Annotated in this window: 17 protein-coding genes; 6 read left to right on the top strand and 11 right to left on the bottom strand. The window is 66.3% G+C overall.

Going from position 1 to position 18,335, the window contains the following annotated elements:
* Positions 1-343: 343 nt before the first annotated feature.
* The 3 genes from fis to NMB96_RS02735 all read right to left on the bottom strand — a co-directional run bounded on the left by fis (position 344) and on the right by NMB96_RS02735 (position 2,600).
* On the bottom strand, positions 344-616 hold the full coding sequence (fis, locus tag NMB96_RS02745) for a DNA-binding transcriptional regulator Fis (RefSeq protein ID WP_002804983.1): 273 nt from the start codon (positions 614-616) through the stop codon (positions 344-346).
* Between the two features lie 117 nt (positions 617-733).
* Positions 734-1,906, bottom strand: a complete 1,173-nt coding sequence (locus NMB96_RS02740) for a DUF3426 domain-containing protein (RefSeq protein WP_084217828.1) — start codon at positions 1,904-1,906, stop codon at positions 734-736.
* 316 nt (positions 1,907-2,222) lie between these two features.
* Positions 2,223-2,600, bottom strand: a complete 378-nt coding sequence (locus tag NMB96_RS02735; protein ID WP_006451532.1) for a helix-turn-helix domain-containing protein — start codon at positions 2,598-2,600, stop codon at positions 2,223-2,225.
* Between the two features lie 143 nt (positions 2,601-2,743).
* Here NMB96_RS02735 and NMB96_RS02730 point away from each other — a divergent pair, with 143 nt between their 5' ends.
* Entirely contained in the window at positions 2,744-3,256 is a 513-nt protein-coding gene (locus NMB96_RS02730; protein ID WP_043888953.1) for a hypothetical protein, read from the top strand.
* A gap of 12 nt (positions 3,257-3,268) precedes the next feature.
* Here the strand turns inward: NMB96_RS02730 and prmA are convergent, their stop codons facing one another.
* The gene (prmA, locus tag NMB96_RS02725; RefSeq protein ID WP_255086168.1) at positions 3,269-4,189 is read right to left on the bottom strand and encodes a 50S ribosomal protein L11 methyltransferase; all 921 of its coding nucleotides are present in this window, start codon (positions 4,187-4,189) and stop codon (positions 3,269-3,271) included.
* Positions 4,190-4,621: 432 nt separating this feature from the next.
* On the opposite strand from prmA, the gene NMB96_RS02720 reads away from it, so the two are divergent.
* The gene (locus NMB96_RS02720) at positions 4,622-5,548 is read left to right on the top strand and encodes a hypothetical protein (protein WP_043888951.1); all 927 of its coding nucleotides are present in this window, start codon (positions 4,622-4,624) and stop codon (positions 5,546-5,548) included.
* Positions 5,545-5,913 (top strand): hypothetical protein, encoded by a 369-nt coding sequence (locus NMB96_RS02715; protein ID WP_006451536.1) that lies wholly within the window; start codon positions 5,545-5,547, stop codon positions 5,911-5,913. Before NMB96_RS02720 ends, NMB96_RS02715 begins: the two co-directional genes overlap by 4 nt.
* An 80-nt stretch (positions 5,914-5,993) precedes the next feature.
* On the opposite strand, the gene accC is transcribed toward NMB96_RS02715, so the two are convergent.
* The 4 genes from accC to NMB96_RS02695 all read right to left on the bottom strand — a co-directional run bounded on the left by accC (position 5,994) and on the right by NMB96_RS02695 (position 9,761).
* On the bottom strand, positions 5,994-7,361 hold the full coding sequence (gene accC / locus NMB96_RS02710) for an acetyl-CoA carboxylase biotin carboxylase subunit (protein WP_006451537.1): 1,368 nt from the start codon (positions 7,359-7,361) through the stop codon (positions 5,994-5,996).
* Positions 7,362-7,498: 137 nt separating this feature from the next.
* Entirely contained in the window at positions 7,499-7,984 is a 486-nt protein-coding gene (gene accB / locus NMB96_RS02705) for an acetyl-CoA carboxylase biotin carboxyl carrier protein (RefSeq protein WP_006451539.1), read from the bottom strand.
* 109 nt (positions 7,985-8,093) lie between these two features.
* Positions 8,094-8,540 carry a type II 3-dehydroquinate dehydratase gene (gene aroQ / locus NMB96_RS02700; protein ID WP_023902691.1) on the bottom strand — a complete coding sequence of 149 codons (447 nt, stop codon included), beginning with the start codon at positions 8,538-8,540 and terminating at the stop codon, positions 8,094-8,096.
* 393 nt (positions 8,541-8,933) lie between these two features.
* A complete protein-coding gene (locus NMB96_RS02695) occupies positions 8,934-9,761 on the bottom strand; it encodes a helix-turn-helix transcriptional regulator (RefSeq protein ID WP_023902690.1) in 828 nt (275 codons plus the stop codon).
* Between the two features lie 82 nt (positions 9,762-9,843).
* Here NMB96_RS02695 and NMB96_RS02690 point away from each other — a divergent pair, with 82 nt between their 5' ends.
* The gene (locus NMB96_RS02690; protein ID WP_255086165.1) at positions 9,844-10,749 is read left to right on the top strand and encodes an SDR family oxidoreductase; all 906 of its coding nucleotides are present in this window, start codon (positions 9,844-9,846) and stop codon (positions 10,747-10,749) included.
* A gap of 232 nt (positions 10,750-10,981) precedes the next feature.
* Here NMB96_RS02690 and NMB96_RS02685 read toward each other — a convergent pair whose 3' ends face one another.
* From NMB96_RS02685 to NMB96_RS02675, 3 genes are all read right to left on the bottom strand, one after another.
* Positions 10,982-13,324 carry a protein-disulfide reductase DsbD family protein gene (locus NMB96_RS02685; protein ID WP_023902687.1) on the bottom strand — a complete coding sequence of 781 codons (2,343 nt, stop codon included), beginning with the start codon at positions 13,322-13,324 and terminating at the stop codon, positions 10,982-10,984.
* A gap of 5 nt (positions 13,325-13,329) precedes the next feature.
* Positions 13,330-13,662: a divalent-cation tolerance protein CutA gene (gene cutA / locus NMB96_RS02680; RefSeq protein WP_023902686.1), complete on the bottom strand. Its 333-nt coding sequence runs from the start codon at positions 13,660-13,662 to the stop codon at positions 13,330-13,332.
* Positions 13,663-14,014: 352 nt separating this feature from the next.
* Positions 14,015-15,808: an endonuclease gene (locus tag NMB96_RS02675; RefSeq protein WP_023902684.1), complete on the bottom strand. Its 1,794-nt coding sequence runs from the start codon at positions 15,806-15,808 to the stop codon at positions 14,015-14,017.
* A 272-nt stretch (positions 15,809-16,080) separates the two neighbouring features.
* Between NMB96_RS02675 and NMB96_RS02670 the strand changes: the two genes are divergently transcribed.
* Both NMB96_RS02670 and groL read left to right on the top strand, forming a co-directional pair.
* Positions 16,081-16,368 carry a co-chaperone GroES gene (locus NMB96_RS02670; protein WP_006451546.1) on the top strand — a complete coding sequence of 96 codons (288 nt, stop codon included), beginning with the start codon at positions 16,081-16,083 and terminating at the stop codon, positions 16,366-16,368.
* A 136-nt stretch (positions 16,369-16,504) separates the two neighbouring features.
* The gene (gene groL / locus NMB96_RS02665) at positions 16,505-18,148 is read left to right on the top strand and encodes a chaperonin GroEL (RefSeq protein WP_023902681.1); all 1,644 of its coding nucleotides are present in this window, start codon (positions 16,505-16,507) and stop codon (positions 18,146-18,148) included.
* Positions 18,149-18,335: the final 187 nt, after the last annotated feature.

Here is an 18,335-nt window from a genome sequence, read left to right as displayed (position 1 = left end):
CAAGCAACGCACGCAAGCGATCGGTGGCGTTGATCAACGGCTGCGGCCAACTGCCCGATGAGCGGCAGTTGGCCTGATCTGCTCAAACACGCATTGCGGTGACCCCGATGACTGCCGCCCGCCCAGCGTTGCCAGTCCCTGAAGCGGGTCACCAAGAGTGAAACGCGCATGTCGGCCCTGGATCCGCATCGGCATAGCGAGGCATCCAGACGACGCTCCATGCATCAGCGCGCAGAGCGGCTTGGCTCCGTCAACCACGGCAGTGGAGCGCACTGAACAGCCAGCGACGCAGCACCGCGCTTACGCTTCCCTAATCCCTAATCCCTAATCCCTAATCCCGGCGTTAGGTCAGCCCGTACTCTTTCAACTTCTTGCGCAACGTCGCCCGATGGATGCCCAGCATCGCCGCGGCGCGGCTCTGGTTGCCTTCGCAGTGGTTGAGCACTTCGACGAACAACGGGATCTCCATCTCGCGCAGCACGATTTCATACACATCATCGGCGTCGCTGCCGTCCAGGTCGCGCAGATAACGGCGGACGGACTGGGCCACGTGTTCGCGCAGCGGCGACTTCGGGGCGCCACGACTGGTGTCAGGACGAGAGGGGGCTGCGTTCAAAGGAGGTTTCCCAGTGTCACGAAGCCGGGATGCGTGGCCGGCGAGGGGGAGTGAGTCTAGCGCGTGACCTCATCGCTCGCCACGCCCGTGTGGCCATCGGTGGCCGGCCGCGTCCGTTCAACGGAAATCGAAACTGAAGGCGGCGGTGCTGGCGGCCGGTTCGCGCACGCGAAACGCCACCTGCACCGCCTGGCCGGGCGCGAGCGTGTCCTGCGCGCCCGGGCGTTGGCCCAGATACTCCTGCGGTGCCAGCACACGCGTGCCGATCACCCGGCCGTCGGCATCCGACAGCGACAGCTGCAGCCACGGCCAGGCCTGCGCCCAGCGCGCGTCGTTGCGGAAGCTGGCCTGGATCTGCAGCACGCCGGGGTTGGCGGGCAGCGGCCGCACATCGCGGTTGAGCAGCGTCAGCGCGGCCGGTTCGCGCCACGCCGGTAGCGTGCACCGCAGCACCTCGCAGGCCGCGCCGACCAGCGGCCGCCAGCGCGCGTCCGCGGCCAGGCGCGCGCGGTCGGCGATGACGATCTGCAGCGCTAACAAACCGATCAAGCCGACCAACAGCGCCCATTGCCGCCCGCTGGCGCGCAGACGCGGCCGGGTGAAGCCGCGGCGTGCGAAGGCGGGCGCGGGTTGGGCTGCGGCTGGGAGTGGCTGAAAGTGTGCGGCGGTGGTGGTGCCGGCGTGGCCCGCATCGCTGAGGGTTGCTTTGGTGGCTGGTTGCGGAGTGGTCTCGGATGCCGGGGCGGCGGCGGTGTCGGGTCTGGGATCGCGATCGACATCGAAATTGAGATGTTGCTCGGCATCGGCATCGGCATCGAGATCGGTCTCCTGGCCTGCGTCCGCGATGCTGCCGACAACTGCGCCAGTCGAATGCGTGCCGGCGTAACTAGAGATCGGATCGCGGTTGTCATCAGCGCCGAGCGTTGTGTCTTCCTCGGTATCGCCGGGTACGTCGCGCGTGCTGGCGGTGTTCCACTCCAATCGATCCGGATTGGCGTCGCCTGCTGCAGTTTGGCGATCATCGCTGCGTGGGGTGGTGGTGGCCGCGCGTGCCGTGTCGGCGCGCGGCGCTGTCACCAGCGGCGCCACCGGCGGCGGAACGACCGCGGCCGGCGGCGCGGCGGCCGGCTCTGCCAATGGCGCGGGCGGCAACTGGCGCGTCGGTACCGGCAGCGGCTGCTCGGGCGGCTCGGCAGGTGGCACCGCCGGCGTGGGAATCAGCGATGGGGCAGCCGGCGTCGCACGCAGAAACGTGGCCAGGGGGCGGCGCGGTGGCGGAGTCTCGGACATCGGCAGACGTGCAGCGGGAAGACCCCTATTCAACCACGCGCACGCCAATGGGCGAACCCGGGTGCTTCAGCAGGTGTGCCTTGCATGAAGCGCGCGCGGCAGTGGCGTTGACTGCATTTTCGCAACACCTCTGGCTGCGGCGGACAAGCGCCAACGCGCGGCAGCCAACAGACCAGGCGGGCTCAGAGCGAGCTCCCAATGCGAATCTCGAATCGCAGCGTCAACACTCAGCGGTCCTTGTCGGAGTGGCTTGCCTGGTCAAACGCAGACAAGCAAGCTCTTCCCGAATCCCGAATCCCGAATCCCGAATCCCGAATCACCGCCGCCGACGCGTCTTGGTCTCTGCCAGCAATAGATCGAGCAAGCCACTGCGCTGACGCGGTGCCAGCGTATCGAAGCGCGACAGCAGCACGCGCTGCTGGTCGTCCAGGCGACGGTATTGGGCGGGTTCTTCGGCGATCGCCGAGACCGGCGGGCCGAATGTCCGCTCGCCGCGCCCGGTGGCCAGGTATTCGAACGCCATGCCGCTGCGCTTGGCCAGGCCGATCAGATTCTCCACCGAAGGCGCGGTGCCTTCGGCCATTTCCCATTGAGCGACGGCACTGCGGGTGACCCCCAGTTCGCCGGCCAGGGCTTCCTGGGTCAGCTTGGTGAAGCTGCGGGCTTCGCGTACTCGCTCGTACAGCTTGCTCACACGGCACCGATGAATGGCAGACAGGGCCGGGAGATATAGCTCTAGCAGCGCCGGGAGATAGTTCGTATAACTTTCATATCGCCATATGTTTGCGATACTGTCTACGTGTCGATGACGACGACATCACAGCGAACTCAAGGAAGGTGTTCATGGTCGAGCCAGCCGCTCCCAAATTCGATCCAGCGCGACGGGATTCAGCACCGTCGGCACCACCTGAGGTGGCGCCCTGGCCTGCGCATTCGCCATTGGATCCCGCTGTTGCGCACTTTCGCGGCGCGCCGTGTTACCAGATCTGGCAGCGCGGTGCGGACTGGACGGCCGTGCGCGAAGGCGTGCATTGGTCGGCCGGACTGGCGCCGCGCGCGTGGGCGCTGCGTCATCGGCAATGGCGGTTGCTGGCGCTGGGCCTGTTACTCGTGGGCCTGGCTGGCGGCCTGGCCATGATCGGCGCACAGGCGTGGGTATCGTCCATTGCCTGGGCGGTGGTGTTGCTGGCCGATGCATTGCTCCGCGTGCGCGTGGCCAGACACGCCGGGCGCTGGCGCAACGAAGCGCTGCAGCGCGATGGTTGGCAGACGGTGACCCGGTTGCGCGCGATCAGCGTTGCCGACGCGCTGACCACCGCGCAGATCCGCGCCGGCCGGCCCCTGCGGTAAACCCGGGATGCGTCAGGCGCGGCGTATGCCGTCGATGCGCATCCAGTCTTCGTCGCGTTCGCAGCGCAGTTGCTCGAACCACGGCGCGTAGCGTTGCAGCAGCTCGTCTTCCTGGCCGTGCAGGATGCCCGACAGCGCAATCCGTCCGCCGGGTGCCACACGTGCGGCCAGGGTCTCGGCCAGGGTATCCAGCGCCGAGGCCAGGATATTGGCCACCACCACCGGATACGTCTGCACCGGCTCGTCCTGCGGCAGATACACCGCCAGCTGCGCCTCCACGGCATTGCGCGCGGCATTGTCGGCGGTGGCCAGTACCGCCTGCGGATCGTAGTCCACGCCCACCGCGCTAGCGGCACCCAGCTTCAGCGCGGCGACGGCGAGAATGCCCGAACCGCAGCCGAAATCGAGCACGCGGCGGCCCTGCAGTTCGCCGCTGCCGGCCAGGCTGTCCAGCCAGCGCAGACACAGCGCGGTGGTCTGGTGCGTGCCCGAGCCGAAGGCCAGGCCCGGATCCAGCCGCACTACCGCAGCGTTGGGCGCTTGCGCGGCCTCGGGCAGATCGTGATTCCACGGCACGATGAAGGTGCGCGCGCCGAACTGCATCGGCTTGAACTGATCCATCCAGGCACGTTCCCAATCGGTGTCTTCGACCGTGCGGAACCCGACCTGGCTCCAGTCCAGCCCGGGATCGAACGCTTCCAGTGCGGCGAGCAGCACCAGCGCATCGCTGTCGCCGTCGAACAGCGCGTTCAGCACTATCGTGTTCCACATCGGCGTTTCGCCAACGCCGGGTTCGAGAATGGCGCGCTCGTTGCTGGTATCGGCATTGGCGTCGAGCAGCGTCACCGCCAGCGCGCCGATATCGTCCAGCGCATTTTGGTAACGGGGCTGGGTGGCATCGGAGCAGGGCAGGGTCAGTTCAAGAAACGGCATCGTGGCAGTTGGGCAATTCGAAAGCGTGCATCGTAGACCATTCGTGCAGGCGGGCTCTTGCGCGAAGCTGCGGAAGGGGCGGTCTGGGCAATCGGTGCGCAATGACGATGCGGAGGTTGAAGATCGATGTCGAAGGGTGGCACCGGCATCGACGAGGCAGCGCATCGAGCGCCGGTGGTGCGGTGCTCGGCGTTTCAGTGCATTCGGCGGAGCGTGTCCCGCTGCAGGGCGTGCCGCACGCTTGCGTCTCGGCAACCAAATCGCCACAGCGCGTCACTCACTTCAAACTCGCGCGCAGACCATCACTCCATGCATTGCCCTTCCCGCAGTTTGCGCAGGCAGCGCCCGCTTGCGCACCGCGGCGGGCGAGAGGCGGGTGCTAGACTCCGCGCCGTCGCTGCGGGCTTTCCCGCGCCAGGGTCGCTGCTGTTCATGCCGCTTGCTCGTGCCCGCCATCTTTGGTTGTTGCTCGCTCCTGCTGCGCTGGCAGCGGCAGCGTGGTGGCATGTGCGTGCGCAACCGACCGAGTCGCCCGCTGCAGCGATAGCGGCCCCGGCAAGCAGCACGCAGGCAAGCTTGTTTGCGCCAGCGCTACACGCGCCTGCCGAACGCAGCACCGCCTTGCAGTTGCCCTATCGCGATACCGTGGATGCGCAAACGGATCTGTATCGCTACGCGCAGCAATTGCAGCAGCAGGTGCGTGCCGGCGATGCGCAGGCCGGTTGGCGCTTGAGCCGGGTCTACGACTACTGCGCGCCGTACGCGGCCAGCCCGGCCGGCTATGCTGCCGACAGCGAATGGATTGCCGCGCAACACACCCCCGGCGTGGTGGCGATGCACGCGGCACGCGAGCGCGTGGCGCAGCGTTGCGCAGGCTTTGCGCCCAGCGATGGCGTGAGCCCGCAGTTGGTTGCGCAGCAACGTCAGGCCGCCGCGCGCGCCGGCAACCTGGCTGCCGAGGCGGCATTGCTTGCGCTGGGCGAGCCCTTGCAGACATCGCCGACCTACAAGCGCGCGCTGGTGCAGCGCGTGCTGGCCTCGCGCGATCCGGAAGCCTATCTGGCGCTTGCCCCGGCCATGGGTGCACGTGCCAGTGGCGACGACAGTCTGCAGGGCTATGTGGCCGGCGATCAGTTCGCCGAACTGGCCTGGCAGGTCGCTGCGTGCCGGCTGGGCCTGGATTGCAGCGCCGAAAGCACCTTGGTTACCAGTTATTGCGCCAACGCGGGCATCTGCTCGCGCGATAGCGCACAGGATTTTGTGTCATTCGTATTCGACGCCGCGGTGCCGCGGCAGGGAGCAGACAGGGTGGATGAGATGGTCGATACACTGGTGTCCGAGCCGGGAGCGCAGTCATGAATTACCGTCGGTTGGCGCATGGCGCCAAGTTCTGGTTCTGGGTCGCGTTGTTCGTGGCGTATTCGGCAGCGGCCGTTGGCATCGTGATGATCGATACCGCCGATCACCGTTACCAGCCGTTGTCGGTCAAGTCGACCACGGTCACTGCCGACGAACAGCAGCGACGGCACGGCGCCAGCCAGGTGGCAGCGGTGTATCGCGCCAGCAGTGCGATGCCGTTTTCGGCATTGCCGGCCGGGGCGACCTTCCAGGTGGTGTGGCCGGATGGGTCCACCGAAACCATGACCGTGGTCGACCCGTCCTCGTCCAGCGGCATCGTGCCGGTGCCGGGTAGCCAGCAGCCGGCTGCGCCGCGGCGCGAGTGATGCGCGGTGTCTGTGCGTCAGCAGCGTGAACTACGAAAAAGCCCGGTTTCCCGGGCTTTTTCGTTATCTGCGTGCGTCGATCAAACCAGCGCGATCGACTTGTTCTTGCGCTCGGCCAGGCGCTTTTCCAGATAGTGGATGTTCTGCCCACCGGCCTGGAAGCCCTTGTCGCGCATGATGCGCTGCTGCAGCGGGATGTTGGTCTTGATGCCGTCCACCACCATCTCGCTCAGCGCCACGCGCATGCGCGCGATCGCGGTTTCGCGATCCGGGCCGTGCACGATCAGCTTGCCGATCATCGAGTCGTAATTCGGCGGCACCTTGTACCCGGCGTAGATGTGCGTATCCACGCGCACACCGGGGCCGCCGGGCGGATGGAACGCGGTGATCAGACCCGGGTTGGGCATGAAGGTTTCCGGGTCCTCGGCATTGATGCGGCACTCGATCGCATGCCCGCGCAACACGATGTCGCTCTGCTTGATGGTGAGCTTCTGCCCGGCGGCAATGCGCAATTGCTCGCAGACCAGATCGATGCCGGTGATGCGCTCGGTGACCGGATGCTCCACCTGGATGCGGGTGTTCATTTCGATGAAGTAAAAACGCCCGTCTTCGAACAGGAATTCGAAGGTGCCGGCGCCGCGGTAGCCGATGCGGATGCAGGCATCCACGCAGACCTTGCCGATCTCGTTGCGCAGTTCTTCGGTGATGCCCGGTGCCGGCGCTTCTTCCACCACTTTCTGGTGGCGGCGCTGCATCGAGCAATCGCGTTCGCCCAGATGGATCGCACCGCCCTGGCCATCGGCAAGCACCTGGATTTCCACGTGACGCGGATTTTCCAGGAACTTCTCCATGTAGACCTGATCGTTGCTGAAAGCGGCCTTGGCTTCGGACTTGGTGGTTTCGATGGCGGCCTTCAACGCGGCCTCCGAATGCACCACGCGCATGCCGCGCCCGCCGCCGCCGCCGGCGGCCTTGATGATCACCGGGTAGCCGATTTCGCGCGCCACCTTGGTGTTGGCCACGATGTCATCGCCCAGCGGGCCGCCCGAACCGGGCACGCACGGCACACCGGCGGCCTTCATCGCGCGGATCGCTTCCACCTTGTCGCCCATCAGGCGAATGGTGTCGGCCCTGGGGCCGATGAAGATGAAGCCGGATTCTTCCACGCGCTCGGCAAAGTCGGCGTTTTCCGACAGGAAGCCGTAGCCGGGATGGATGGCCTGCGCATCGGTGACCTCGGCCGCGGCGATCAACGCCGGGATATTGAGGTAACTGTCGCTGGAGGCCGCCGGGCCGATACACACCGACTCGTCGGCCATGGCCACGTGCTTGAGGTTGCGGTCGACCGTGGAATGCACCGCGACCGTGCGGATGCCGAGCGTGTGGCACGCGCGCAGGATGCGCAGCGCGATTTCACCTCGGTTGGCGATGACGATTTTATCGAGCATGGAGAGGGATTCCGAACGCGGGATGGTGTTCGGGACCGGGGACCGGTGACCCGGGACCCGGAAAAGCAAAGGCGCGCAGTGGTCAGCGTTGCTCTCGCTCTTCCGGGTCCCGGGCCCCGGAGCCCGGTCCCGGCAAATCAGCCGATCACAAACAACGGCTGATCGAATTCCACTGGCTGGCCGGTTTCGCCGAGGATGGCCACGATGGTGCCGGAGACGTCGGCTTCGATCGGGTTGAACATCTTCATCGCCTCGATGATCGCCAGCGTTTCGCCGGCCTTGACCTGTTGGCCCACGGTGACGAAGGCCGGCTTGTCCGGGGCCGGCGAGATGTAGAACGTGCCGACCATCGGCGCGCGCAGCACGTGGCCTTCCGGCAAGGCGGGGCCCTGCTTGGCACCGCCGGTGGAGGCTTCGGTGGGCGATTGCATCGGCATGGCGGCTGCGGCCGGGGCCTGCGCGAGCGGGGCGGGTGCGTACTGCTGCACCGGCGCGCTGACCACGGTCGTGCCCTTGGGCACGCGCGCCAGACGCACGCTTTCTTCGCCTTCCTTGATCTCGATTTCGGCGAGATTGGATTCTTCGAGCAGGTCGATCAGTTTCTTGATTTTGCGGAGATCCATACGGGCCTCATGAGGTGAATCGGTGGGGAGTGCCGGCGGTTGCCGGCGGAATGGGGTCAGAACGTCGGCCCGGACGCGGGCGCCGCCGTCGGCGCCGGCAATGCGGGTGTCATGCGTCGCGCTCCAGCCGCGCGATCGCCGCTTCCAGCGCCAGCCGGTAGCTATCTGCGCCGAAGCCGCAGATCACCCCGTCGGCCTTGTCGCTGAGATAGCTGTGGTGCCGGAATGGCTCGCGCGCATGCGGATTGGACAGATGGATTTCCACGAACGGCAAGCCCACGCCCAGCAGCGCATCGCGTAGCGCCACCGAGGTGTGGGTGAAGGCAGCCGGGTTGATCAGGATGTAGGCGGTGCTGTCTTCGCGCGCGGCGTGGATGCGCTCCACCAGCACGTGCTCGGCATTGGACTGCAGGCAGGCCAGCGTGTGCCCGGCCGCCTGCGCGCGGTCCACCAGGGCCGCATCGATCTGCGCCAGTGTGGTGCGCCCGTAGACCTCCGGCTCGCGGGTGCCGAGCAGGTTGAGGTTGGGGCCATGCAACAGCAGCAAGTGGGCCATGACATCCGGGAGAGCGGAAAGGTCGGAAGTCTGCGCGATGTGGCCGATGCTGTCCAGATAGGCGAAGTTAGGCTTGTTTTAAACGGATGATTGAAATTTCCGGGTCATCTGCCCTGGAGCCAGCACGCGGAGCCTTGTGTGGTGGCATTTTCGCGGTAGGCACTTGAACGTTGCCCGTCGACTGGTGCCGTGCGGCCGTTTGCTCAATTGTGTCGGCGCGTTTAGTTTGCCGCGCACCGTGTGGACTGGCAGCAGCGGGCAGGGAGATCAGCGACGTTGCGTGCGCGGAGCATGGCTCACCTCAGCGCCTGAGCGACGCAGAGAAACACCCAGGTGTTGGAAGTCATCAGCGGAACTATGTCTGCGTAAATGCGCTGCATGTTGTCTCGATGCTCAGCCGCGCGACTCAACTCCGCCGGTCAACGCGCGGATGCTGCCGGCGTCGGCCTGGTGGACCGGATTGCATACCAGCAGGATCAGATCGGTGCGGCCCTCCACTGCGAAGGAGGAATACTCCATCTCCATCTCGCCCAGGATGGGATGGCGGATGTGCTTGATGCCATCGCTGGGGTCGTTGACCTCGCCGGCTTCCCACAAGCGGGCGAAATCTTCGCTGCGGCTGCGCAACTCTTCCACCAGCGGGGCGATGGCGGTGTTGGCGCCGGCGCGCGCTGCATCGGCGCGGAACACGGTGACCAGCGATCTGGCCACGCCTTCCCAATCCAGATTCATCACCCGCGATGCAGGGCTCAGGAACATCAGCCGCAACACATTGCGTTCGCTGGACGGCAACGTTGCGTAGTCGGTGAGCACCGCCGCGGCCGCCGCGTTCCAGGCGACCACGTCCCAGCTCACCGTGCGGATGAAGGCCGGGCTGGTTTCCATGGCATCGAGCACGCGTTGCAGCCGCGGGGTGACGCCGGCGGGCGGGTGATAGCGCACGTCGGGCAGGCGCCCCAGCCCGAGCAGGAACAGGTGCTCGCGTTCGGCATCGGTGAGCAGCAAGGCCTTGGCGATGCGGTTCAACACGCCCGCCGAGGGCGCACCGCCGCGGCCTTGTTCCAGCCAGCTGTACCAGGTGGCGCTGATGTTGGCGCGCTGCGCCACTTCTTCCCGGCGCAGGCCGGGCGTGCGCCGCCGGCCGCCGGGATAACCCAGCGCGGCAGGGTCCAGGCGTTCGCGCCGCTCGCGCAGGTAACTACTGAGAGTGGCGTCGGCCATGGTCCGATCCTGTTATTGGCTATACCGGGATAATCTCACGACTGTAAGGGTATCTCTGGCGTCGATAGCATTCCGGTTCCTCATGAATTGGTGGATCCACATGCATGTATTCGTCACAGGTGCCACCGGTTGGGTGGGCACAGCGGTGGTCGATGAGTTGCTGCAGCACGGGCATCGCGTGCTCGGTCTGGCGCGGTCGCCCGAAAAAGCGCAGACGTTGCAGGCGAAAGGCGCCGACGTGTTGCACGCAACGCTGGACGATCTGGACAGCCTGCGTGCGGCCGCCCGCGCTGCCGATGGCGTGATCCATCTGGCCTTCAATCACGATTTTTCCCGCTATACCGAAAATGCCGCGCAGGATCGCCTGGTGATCGACACGCTGGGCGACGCGCTGCAGGGCAGCGACAAGCCGCTGTTGGTGACCTCCACCTTGTCGGCGTTGCGTGCGTTCGGTCGGGTCGCCAGCGAGGCCGATCTGCCTGCATCGGATCCGTCCTATCCGCGCCGTTCGGATGAGGCCACGCGCCTGCTCGGTGAGCGTGGCGTGCGTGCGGCCACCATTCGGTTGCCGTCCTCGGTCCACGGCGTTGGCGAAACCCATGGCTTTGTGCCGATGCTGATCGACCTGGCGCGCGAGAAGGGCGTGTCGGCCTACATCGGAGAAGGCGCCAATCGCTGGCCGGCGGTGCATGTTGCCGACGCAGCCCGGCTGTATCGGCTGGCGCTGGAAGGTGCGACGCGTCAGGCCGCTTACCATGCCGTTGCCGACAGCGGGGTGCGATTTCGCGAGATCGCCGAAGCGATCGGGCACAAGCTGGGCTTGCCGGTAGAGTCGCGCGATGCCGCGCATTTCGGTTGGTTTGCAGGCTTCGCCAGCGAAGATGTGCCCGCCTCCAGCGAGGCAACGCGGCAGCAGTTGGGGTGGCAACCGAGCGGTCTGGGGTTACTGGCCGATATCGCGCAACCGGCGTATTACGCGGGCCGCTGAGTCGGCACCGCAATCGCTGTGCGACCGAAGATTGCGTGCGGCCGCGCAGCGATCAAGGCTGGCAGAGAGCGTGCGTGTGTGAGTGCGAAGGCATCCAGCACACCTGCGTGCCAGACGCGTTTGTCTGTGCGCCTGCGCAGCCTCTTAATCGACTTGCGCACATCACTTCATGCGCCAACGCGCACAAGCACTCCACACCAAACGCAGCGCTCACACAGCGCGTGGCGATAGCTCACCGCGCTGCGCGCAACAACGCATCCTCGGTGATGGCATTGGTCAGCACGGTCGGCAATACCGCCGGTGGTGTGCCGGGCCCATAGACCACGTACAACGGCACACCGACCGCCTGGTGCTGATCGAGAAAGGCGCTGATCTTGGGGTCGACGTTGGTCCAGTCGCCCTTCATGTAGACCGCATCGACCCGGCGCAATGCATCGCGGAACTCGGCGCTGCTCAGCACGTTCTTTTCGTTGGCCTTGCAGGTCACGCACCAGTCGGCGGTCATGTTGACGAACACCACGCGGTTGTCTGCGCGCAGGCGGTCGAGCAATTGCGGCGAGAACGTCACCACGCCTTCGGCGGCGGTGGCGGCCGGCAAGCGGAGGCGGGTGACCGCAATCACCGGCACGATGGCCAGCACCAGCATCACCGCAGCCAGGCCCATGCCGAGGCGATGGCTCTTCCAGCGGCTGCGCTCGAAGCAGAACAGGCCCAGTGCAAGCAGGGTGGCGCCGACCAGCATCAGTGCCAGCGCATCCACGCCGCGCTGCTTGCCCAGCACCCACAGCAGCCATATCGCGGTGAGATACATCGGGAACGCCAGCACCTGCTTGAGCGTTTCCATCCACGCGCCGGGCGTGGGCAGGCGCCGCGCCAGCGAGGGAATGAAGCCGATCAGCAGGAACGGCAGCGCCAGGCCCAGGCCCAAGGCCAGGAACACCAGCATCGCCAGCAGCGCAGGCGCGGTGAACGCATACGCCAGGGCGGTGCCCATGAACGGGGCGATGCAGGGGCTGGCCACCACGCAGGCCAGCACTCCGGTGAAGAAGTCGCCCAGCGGGCCGTTGCGCGAGGCCAGCGACTGGCCGATGCCACCCAGATTGCTGCCCAGCGTAAACACGCCCGACAGGCTCAGGCCCACCGCAAACATCAAATACGCCAGCGCCGCGACAAACCACGGCTGCTGCAGCTGGAAGCCCCAACCGGCCGCTTGCCCGGCCGCACGCAGGCCGATCACCAGCCCGCCGATCGCCGCAAACGACACCAGCACGCCCAGCGAATACCAGATGGCATGGCTGCGCGCATGGCTGCGGCTCTCGCCGCTGTGCGCCAGCCCCAGCACTTTCAGCGACAGGATCGGCAGCACGCACGGCATCAGGTTCAAGATCAACCCGCCGAGCAGGGCCAGCACCAGCATGGCCAGCAGGCCTTTTTCGGTATGCGGCGGCTGGGTGCGTTGCGGGTTGCCGGCCGAGGCGTCGGCAGCCGGGGCTGTGCTGGTGTCGGGCCTTGCGGCAGGCGCCGGTTCGCTGGGCGTCTGTCCGGCGGCCAGCGGCGAAATCATCAGCGGTGCGGTCTGCGCCTGGTTTTGCGGCGACACCGTGCCGGGCGGCAACTCCAGCGCGACGCGGCGGGTCATCGGCGGGTAGCAGATGCCGTCGGTCTGGCAACCCTGGAAGGTCGCTACCAAGGTCACCTTTGCCGGATCTGCGTGGTCGCGCAGCAGCGGCAGGGTGACTTCGGCCTGGTCGAAATACACCACCACATCGCCGAAATGCTCGTCGCGGTGCGCTTTGCCCTGCGGCCAGCGCGGCAGCCCGGTCCGCACGCCGCCGGCGCCTTCCAGTGCCAGCGAGGTGCGGTCGCGGTAGATGTAATAGCCGGGCGCCGGGGTGAAGCGCAGCAACAGGCTGTTGCCGTCGCCGACGATGGCTTCGAAGCTGAAGGCCTGCTCGGCCGGCAGTGGCAGTGCGTCCACGCCGGCTGCCTGGCCGGGGCTGCCGAACAGGCGCGGGGCGGCGGCCGGTGCACGCGGCACCAGCGACCCCAGGTTTTCGCGCTGTGCGGCAGGCGCAGTGGCGGCGGGCGAGGCCGATGCTGCCGAAGCATCGGGCAGGCTCACGCGCAGTTCGCGACGCTGCGGCGGGTAGCACACGCCGGCATCGGCGCAGCCCTGGTACTGCACCTGCAACACGGCGGTGCGCAGCGCAGGCTCGGCCTTGCCGGCCAGCTTGGCCTGCAACTGCTTGCGGTAGGTCTGCACCTGGCCGAAGAACTCGTCGTGCTTGCTCTGCCCTTCCGGCAGCGCCAGTTCACCGGCGGCAAAGCCTTGCCCGGCTTTGACGCTGATGCGGTGGCGATACAGGTAATAGCCCGGCGCGATCTTCCAGCTCAGTGCGATGCTGTCGCGGCTATCGGCCGTGGCGCTCAGCGTGAATGCCTGATCCACCGGCAGCAGGTCGGCCTCGGTGACGGCGGCCTGCGCGGGCAATGGCGCCAGCAGCGCCAGTGGGGCTGCGAACAACGGTACGGCCAGCAATGCGCAGCGGGCGATCCAGCGGGACAGAGACTTCATGGACGTCAGGATTCCTTGCGGGTTTCGGCCCGGACCCAATCGAGATATGCCGGCAGCCCGGCGCTGGCTTGGACCGCAACCGCCTCCGGCAGTTCATACGGATGCAGTGCCTGCAGCCGCGCAATGGCGTCGGGCAGGCGGTCTTCCCAGGTCTTGATCAACAGCTGCACTTCCTGACTGCGCTCGATCGCCCCATTCCAGCGGTACAGCGACTGCGCGCCGGGCACCTGCGTGACGCAGGCGGCCAGGCGCTCGTTGAGCAGCGCGTGCGCAATGCGATCGGCGCTGTCGGCATCCGGGCAGGTACTGAACAACACATGGAGGGAAGAGGCGCTCACGTAGCTGCTCAGTGTAATCCTCCGCTTACGCGGGATCGACCGCACGTTCCGGAATGCGGCGTTGACTTCGCGCAATACAGCTTTCGGCAATCGATGCGGGCAGCGTCTTGGCAGTCGGGCGCTGATGACCGGCAAGGTTCGGTGCGATGACCGGCTGCGCGGGAGCGCCACCGCTGCGGTGGTCCAGGGCGCGAATGGAACGTCGGCCAGGAAATATCACTGGGCCGACATTCGAGCGGCATCCAAAGCCGATTGACCGGTAAACCACATCACCGGTCCGACGCACTGGGCGCCGGGCCAGGATGAATCAATATGCTCCGGCCCGACGCCTCAAGCGCCGGGCCGGGCTGGATCAATTGGCCAGTTGGCAGCTGGCCGGCTTGGCCGAGGTGAACAGGCTCGATGTCGCCCATTCGGGGTGATCCACGAACGGGTTGCGGTTGCCCTGGAAGCTGAAAACCACCTGGTTGCGCGCGCGCTCGGCATCGTCCGGCGGATCGGCCTGGTGCCAGGCCAGCAGCGTGGACAACAGCCCCATATAGGCCGGGGAGGCCGAGGTCTGCACGATCTTGCTGCGGTCGTCGGTGAGCTCCAGGTCCGGCTCGGACTGCCCGGTGGCCGCGTCCGTGCCGCCCTCGTAGCGGATCGCCATGTACATCACCGCACGCGCCATGTCGCCCTTGCGCTTGCCCCACACTTCGAAGGTGCCACCGTTGCCGTCGGGCGTACGCACCCAGTTGGAATTACCCGGATAGCGCCCGCTGCCGCCGCCACTGCCGTCGTTGACCTCGGTCACCCGCTCGCCGCAGCTGCTGGTGCAGGTGGCGTAGGGCTTGTTGCCGCGGTCGGCGTTGAAGCCGGTGTCGGTCAGATACAGCATGTGGGTGTCGGTGTAGGGCGCATACGGCAACCCCTTGTCGCCGCTGGCGCTGCCGAAGCCCAGCGAGTTGGGCCAGGTGTGCTCGCGGTTGTAGGTCAGCCCGCTACCGGTGCCTGCGCGGTCGCTGCCCTTGGCGTAGCTGCGGTTGCGGTAGGCGTCCAGGATCCGGCCGCTGTTGTTGGGATCTTCGTCGGCCATTTCCAGAATGGTCCAGGTGCTGGTGCCCGAGCCGCTGTACGGATAGACCGTGTGGCCCTTGATCACGGTGTGCAGCGAGCAACGCAACTGGCCGGCATTGGCGGTGTTCACCCGCGAGTAGTAGCCGGTGCCGCCGCCGCTGGCCGTGGCCACGGTGAAGGCGATGGACTGGTTGGCGGCCGGGCTCAGCCCGCTGGCGTCGCGGATGGCGCTGGCGGTGATCGCCAGGGTGCAGCGCTCGCCGCCCACCAGGGCAGTGTTGGTGGACAGGCTGAAGCGGGTACCGCTGGTCGGGTAGCTCAGCGGCACGGTGCCGGAGCTGGCGCAGCTCAGCGCGAAGGCGCCGCTGCTCAGCGTCACCGCCTCGCTGAAGCCCACGCTCAGATCGCCGGCCGCCGGGAAGTTGGTGGCGCCCTGGGTCGGGGTGGTGCTGGTGATCGAAGGCGCAGCGCCGGTTTCGCCGCCACCGCCGCTGCCGTTGAAGGTCTGGCCGCGATTGCACGCGCCAAACGTCTGCGCCGACGAGCCGGCCCAGCTGAAGTTGGCCGCGCTGCTGCCGGTGCCGGTGAGTTGCAGCGAACTGCCGACCGCGCTGCTGTTGCTCTCGCTGACCGGCAGGTTCTGGCTGGTGACGCCGGCGGCGGGGCCACCGCTGCCGGTGATGGCGCCTTCGTAGCTGAGGAACTGCACCAGTTGCCCGTTCGGGTCGACCAGCGCCACACCGTCGTTGGGCCCGTTCTGTACGCCATTGCTGGCGTAGCTGACCGTAGCCACGCGCACCTGGCTGCCGCAGCTGACCAGGCTGCCGGCCGGCACCGCCGTGTTGGCGTAGACCGTGGCCGCGCTCGGCGCGCTGCCGTTGTACAGATAGATGCGGTAGCCGCTCAGCGATTCGCCGGCGGTGGCCACCACTTCCACGGCTTCGCCGCTGTCGCCGGAGGCGCCCGCGTCGTCGTAGTGCAGTTCGTTGATGAACACCGCGGCGTGGGCGGTGGGGACGGCCAGTGCGAACGCACAGGCCAGGGGAAGAATGCAGCTCAGGGACACAGCACGGGACGGCAACCTCATCGACAGCTCCTTGTGATCGGGGAATGCGTTGCCGACTGTAAAACGTGCGCATGACAATCGGTGGAACCTGGTTCCAATTCGGCCCCTGTATTCGACAGGGCGTCGAAACTTTTTTGCCCCTAGCCCTTGAAAGCCGCCCGCGCAGCACAATCTCTGGCCCGCACCCGCTCTGTCGGGTTTTTTCCGCGCGCTGTGCTGGCAGTCGTCACATACGAGTGCTAACATCGCCGATAATTTCCAGACCAATCAATCACTTAAGAGGGTCTTTCTCTATGAGCATCAAGCCGCTTCACGACCGCGTTGTAGTCAAGCCGATCGAAGCCGACGAAGTTTCCGCCGGCGGGATCGTGATTCCGGATTCGGCCAAGGAAAAGTCCACCAAGGGTGAAGTCGTCGCCATTGGCGCCGGCAAGCCCCTGGACAACGGCAGCCTGCGCGCGCCGGTGGTCAAGGTCGGCGACAAGGTCATCTACGGCCAGTACGCCGGCAGCAGCTACAAGGCCGAGGGCATCGAGTACAAGGTGCTGCGCGAAGACGACATCCTGGCGGTCATCGGCTGATAGCCGTTGCCCGCGGGATTCGGGAGTGGGGATTCGGGATTGGCCACTGCGCTTGGCGCAGCTGATCCCGCATCTCCCCCGAACCCCGCTCTAGCCAATCCCCAATCCCTAATCCCAAATTCCGGAGTTACAACAAATGGCTGCTAAAGACATTCGTTTCGGTGAAGACGCACGTACCCGTATGGTCCGTGGCGTCAACGTTCTCGCCAATGCCGTCAAGGCAACCCTGGGCCCGAAGGGCCGCAACGTCGTGCTCGAAAAGAGCTTCGGCGCGCCGACCATCACCAAGGACGGCGTCTCCGTCGCCAAGGAAATCGAACTGGCTGACAAGTTCGAGAACATGGGCGCGCAGATGGTGAAGGAAGTCGCGTCGCGCACCAACGACAACGCTGGCGACGGCACCACCACCGCCACCGTGCTGGCCCAGGCCCTGATCCGCGAAGGCGCCAAGGCTGTGGCCGCCGGCATGAACCCGATGGACCTCAAGCGCGGTATCGACCAGGCCGTCAAGGCCGCCGTCATCGAGCTGAAGAACATCTCCAAGCCCACCACCGACGACAAGGCGATTGCCCAGGTCGGCACCATCTCGGCCAACTCGGACGAATCGATCGGCAACATCATTGCCGAAGCGATGCAGAAGGTCGGCAAGGAAGGCGTGATCACCGTTGAAGAAGGCTCGGGCCTGGAAAACGAGCTGGACGTGGTCGAGGGCATGCAGTTCGATCGCGGCTACCTCTCCCCGTACTTCATCAACAACCAGCAGAGCCAGTCGGCTGATCTGGACGACCCGTTCATCCTGCTGCACGACAAGAAGATCTCCAACGTGCGCGACCTGCTGCCCGTGCTGGAAGGCGTGGCCAAGGCCGGCAAGCCGCTGCTGATCGTGGCTGAAGAAGTCGAAGGCGAAGCGCTGGCGACCCTGGTGGTCAACACCATCCGTGGCATCGTCAAGGTCGTGGCCGTCAAGGCACCGGGCTTCGGCGACCGTCGCAAGGCGATGCTGGAAGACATGGCCGTGCTGACCGGCGGCACCGTGATTTCCGAGGAAGTGGGTCTGGCGCTGGAGAAGGCCACGATCAAGGACCTGGGCCGTGCGAAGAAGGTGCAGGTCTCCAAGGAGAACACCACCATCATCGACGGCGCCGGCGACTCGGCCACGATCGAAGCCCGCGTGGGCCAGATCAAGACCCAGATCGAAGACACCTCGTCCGATTACGACCGCGAGAAGCTGCAGGAACGCGTGGCCAAGCTGGCCGGTGGCGTTGCAGTGATCAAGGTCGGCGCTTCGACCGAAATCGAAATGAAGGAAAAGAAGGCTCGCGTCGAAGACGCCCTGCACGCCACCCGTGCAGCCGTCGAAGAAGGCGTGGTCCCGGGCGGCGGTGTGGCCCTGGTGCGTGCGCTGGTGGCCGTCGGTAACCTGACCGGTGCCAACGAAGACCAGACCCACGGCATCCAGATCGCCCTGCGCGCGATGGAAGCCCCGCTGCGCGAGATCGTGGCCAATGCCGGCGAAGAGCCGTCCGTGATCCTGAACAAGGTCAAGGAAGGCACCGGCAACTACGGCTACAACGCGGCCAACGGCGAGTTCGGCGACATGGTCGAGTTCGGCATCCTGGATCCGACCAAGGTCACCCGCTCGGCGCTGCAGAACGCAGCCTCGATCGCCGGCCTGATGATCACCACCGAAGCCATGGTGGCCGATGCCCCGAAGAAGGACGAGCCGGCAATGCCCGGCGGCGGTGGCGGCATGGGCGGCATGGGCGGTATGGATTTCTGATCCAGCCCCATCGGTTGTTGCATCAAAAAAGGACCCCGCCGAAAGGCGGGGTTTTTTTGTGGGCGTCGACAGGTGGGGAGGTCGATGCGTCGCTGAAATCACGACATGGGCTGCGCGCGCTGTTGTAGGAGTCCGCTTGCGCTGGTGAGGCCTAGCCGATCGCGTTGGGCGTGCCGTGGTGGTCTTC

Origin of the sequence: Xanthomonas hortorum, from assembly GCF_024339125.1 — a bacterium.
Classification (GTDB): domain Bacteria; phylum Pseudomonadota; class Gammaproteobacteria; order Xanthomonadales; family Xanthomonadaceae; genus Xanthomonas; species Xanthomonas hortorum.
This window is presented reverse-complemented; position numbering and strand designations above follow the sequence as displayed.

Bases quoted from the DNA above. Each gene is read 5' to 3' on its own strand.
- aroQ (WP_023902691.1), bottom strand. From the start codon at position 8,540: ATGGCCCACTTGCTGCTGTTGCATGGCCCCAACCTCAACCTGCTCGGC.
- NMB96_RS02675 (WP_023902684.1), bottom strand. From the start codon at position 15,808: ATGAGGTTGCCGTCCCGTGCTGTGTCCCTGAGCTGCATTCTTCCCCTG.
- NMB96_RS02695 (WP_023902690.1), bottom strand. From the start codon at position 9,761: ATGGCCGACGCCACTCTCAGTAGTTACCTGCGCGAGCGGCGCGAACGC.
- NMB96_RS02670 (WP_006451546.1), top strand. From the start codon at position 16,081: ATGAGCATCAAGCCGCTTCACGACCGCGTTGTAGTCAAGCCGATCGAA.
- groL (WP_023902681.1), top strand. From the start codon at position 16,505: ATGGCTGCTAAAGACATTCGTTTCGGTGAAGACGCACGTACCCGTATG.
- prmA (WP_255086168.1), bottom strand. From the start codon at position 4,189: ATGCCGTTTCTTGAACTGACCCTGCCCTGCTCCGATGCCACCCAGCCC.
- NMB96_RS02740 (WP_084217828.1), bottom strand. From the start codon at position 1,906: ATGTCCGAGACTCCGCCACCGCGCCGCCCCCTGGCCACGTTTCTGCGT.
- NMB96_RS02685 (WP_023902687.1), bottom strand. From the start codon at position 13,324: ATGAAGTCTCTGTCCCGCTGGATCGCCCGCTGCGCATTGCTGGCCGTA.
- accB (WP_006451539.1), bottom strand. From the start codon at position 7,984: ATGGATCTCCGCAAAATCAAGAAACTGATCGACCTGCTCGAAGAATCC.
- NMB96_RS02690 (WP_255086165.1), top strand. From the start codon at position 9,844: ATGAATTGGTGGATCCACATGCATGTATTCGTCACAGGTGCCACCGGT.
- NMB96_RS02715 (WP_006451536.1), top strand. From the start codon at position 5,545: ATGAATTACCGTCGGTTGGCGCATGGCGCCAAGTTCTGGTTCTGGGTC.
- NMB96_RS02720 (WP_043888951.1), top strand. From the start codon at position 4,622: ATGCCGCTTGCTCGTGCCCGCCATCTTTGGTTGTTGCTCGCTCCTGCT.
- accC (WP_006451537.1), bottom strand. From the start codon at position 7,361: ATGCTCGATAAAATCGTCATCGCCAACCGAGGTGAAATCGCGCTGCGC.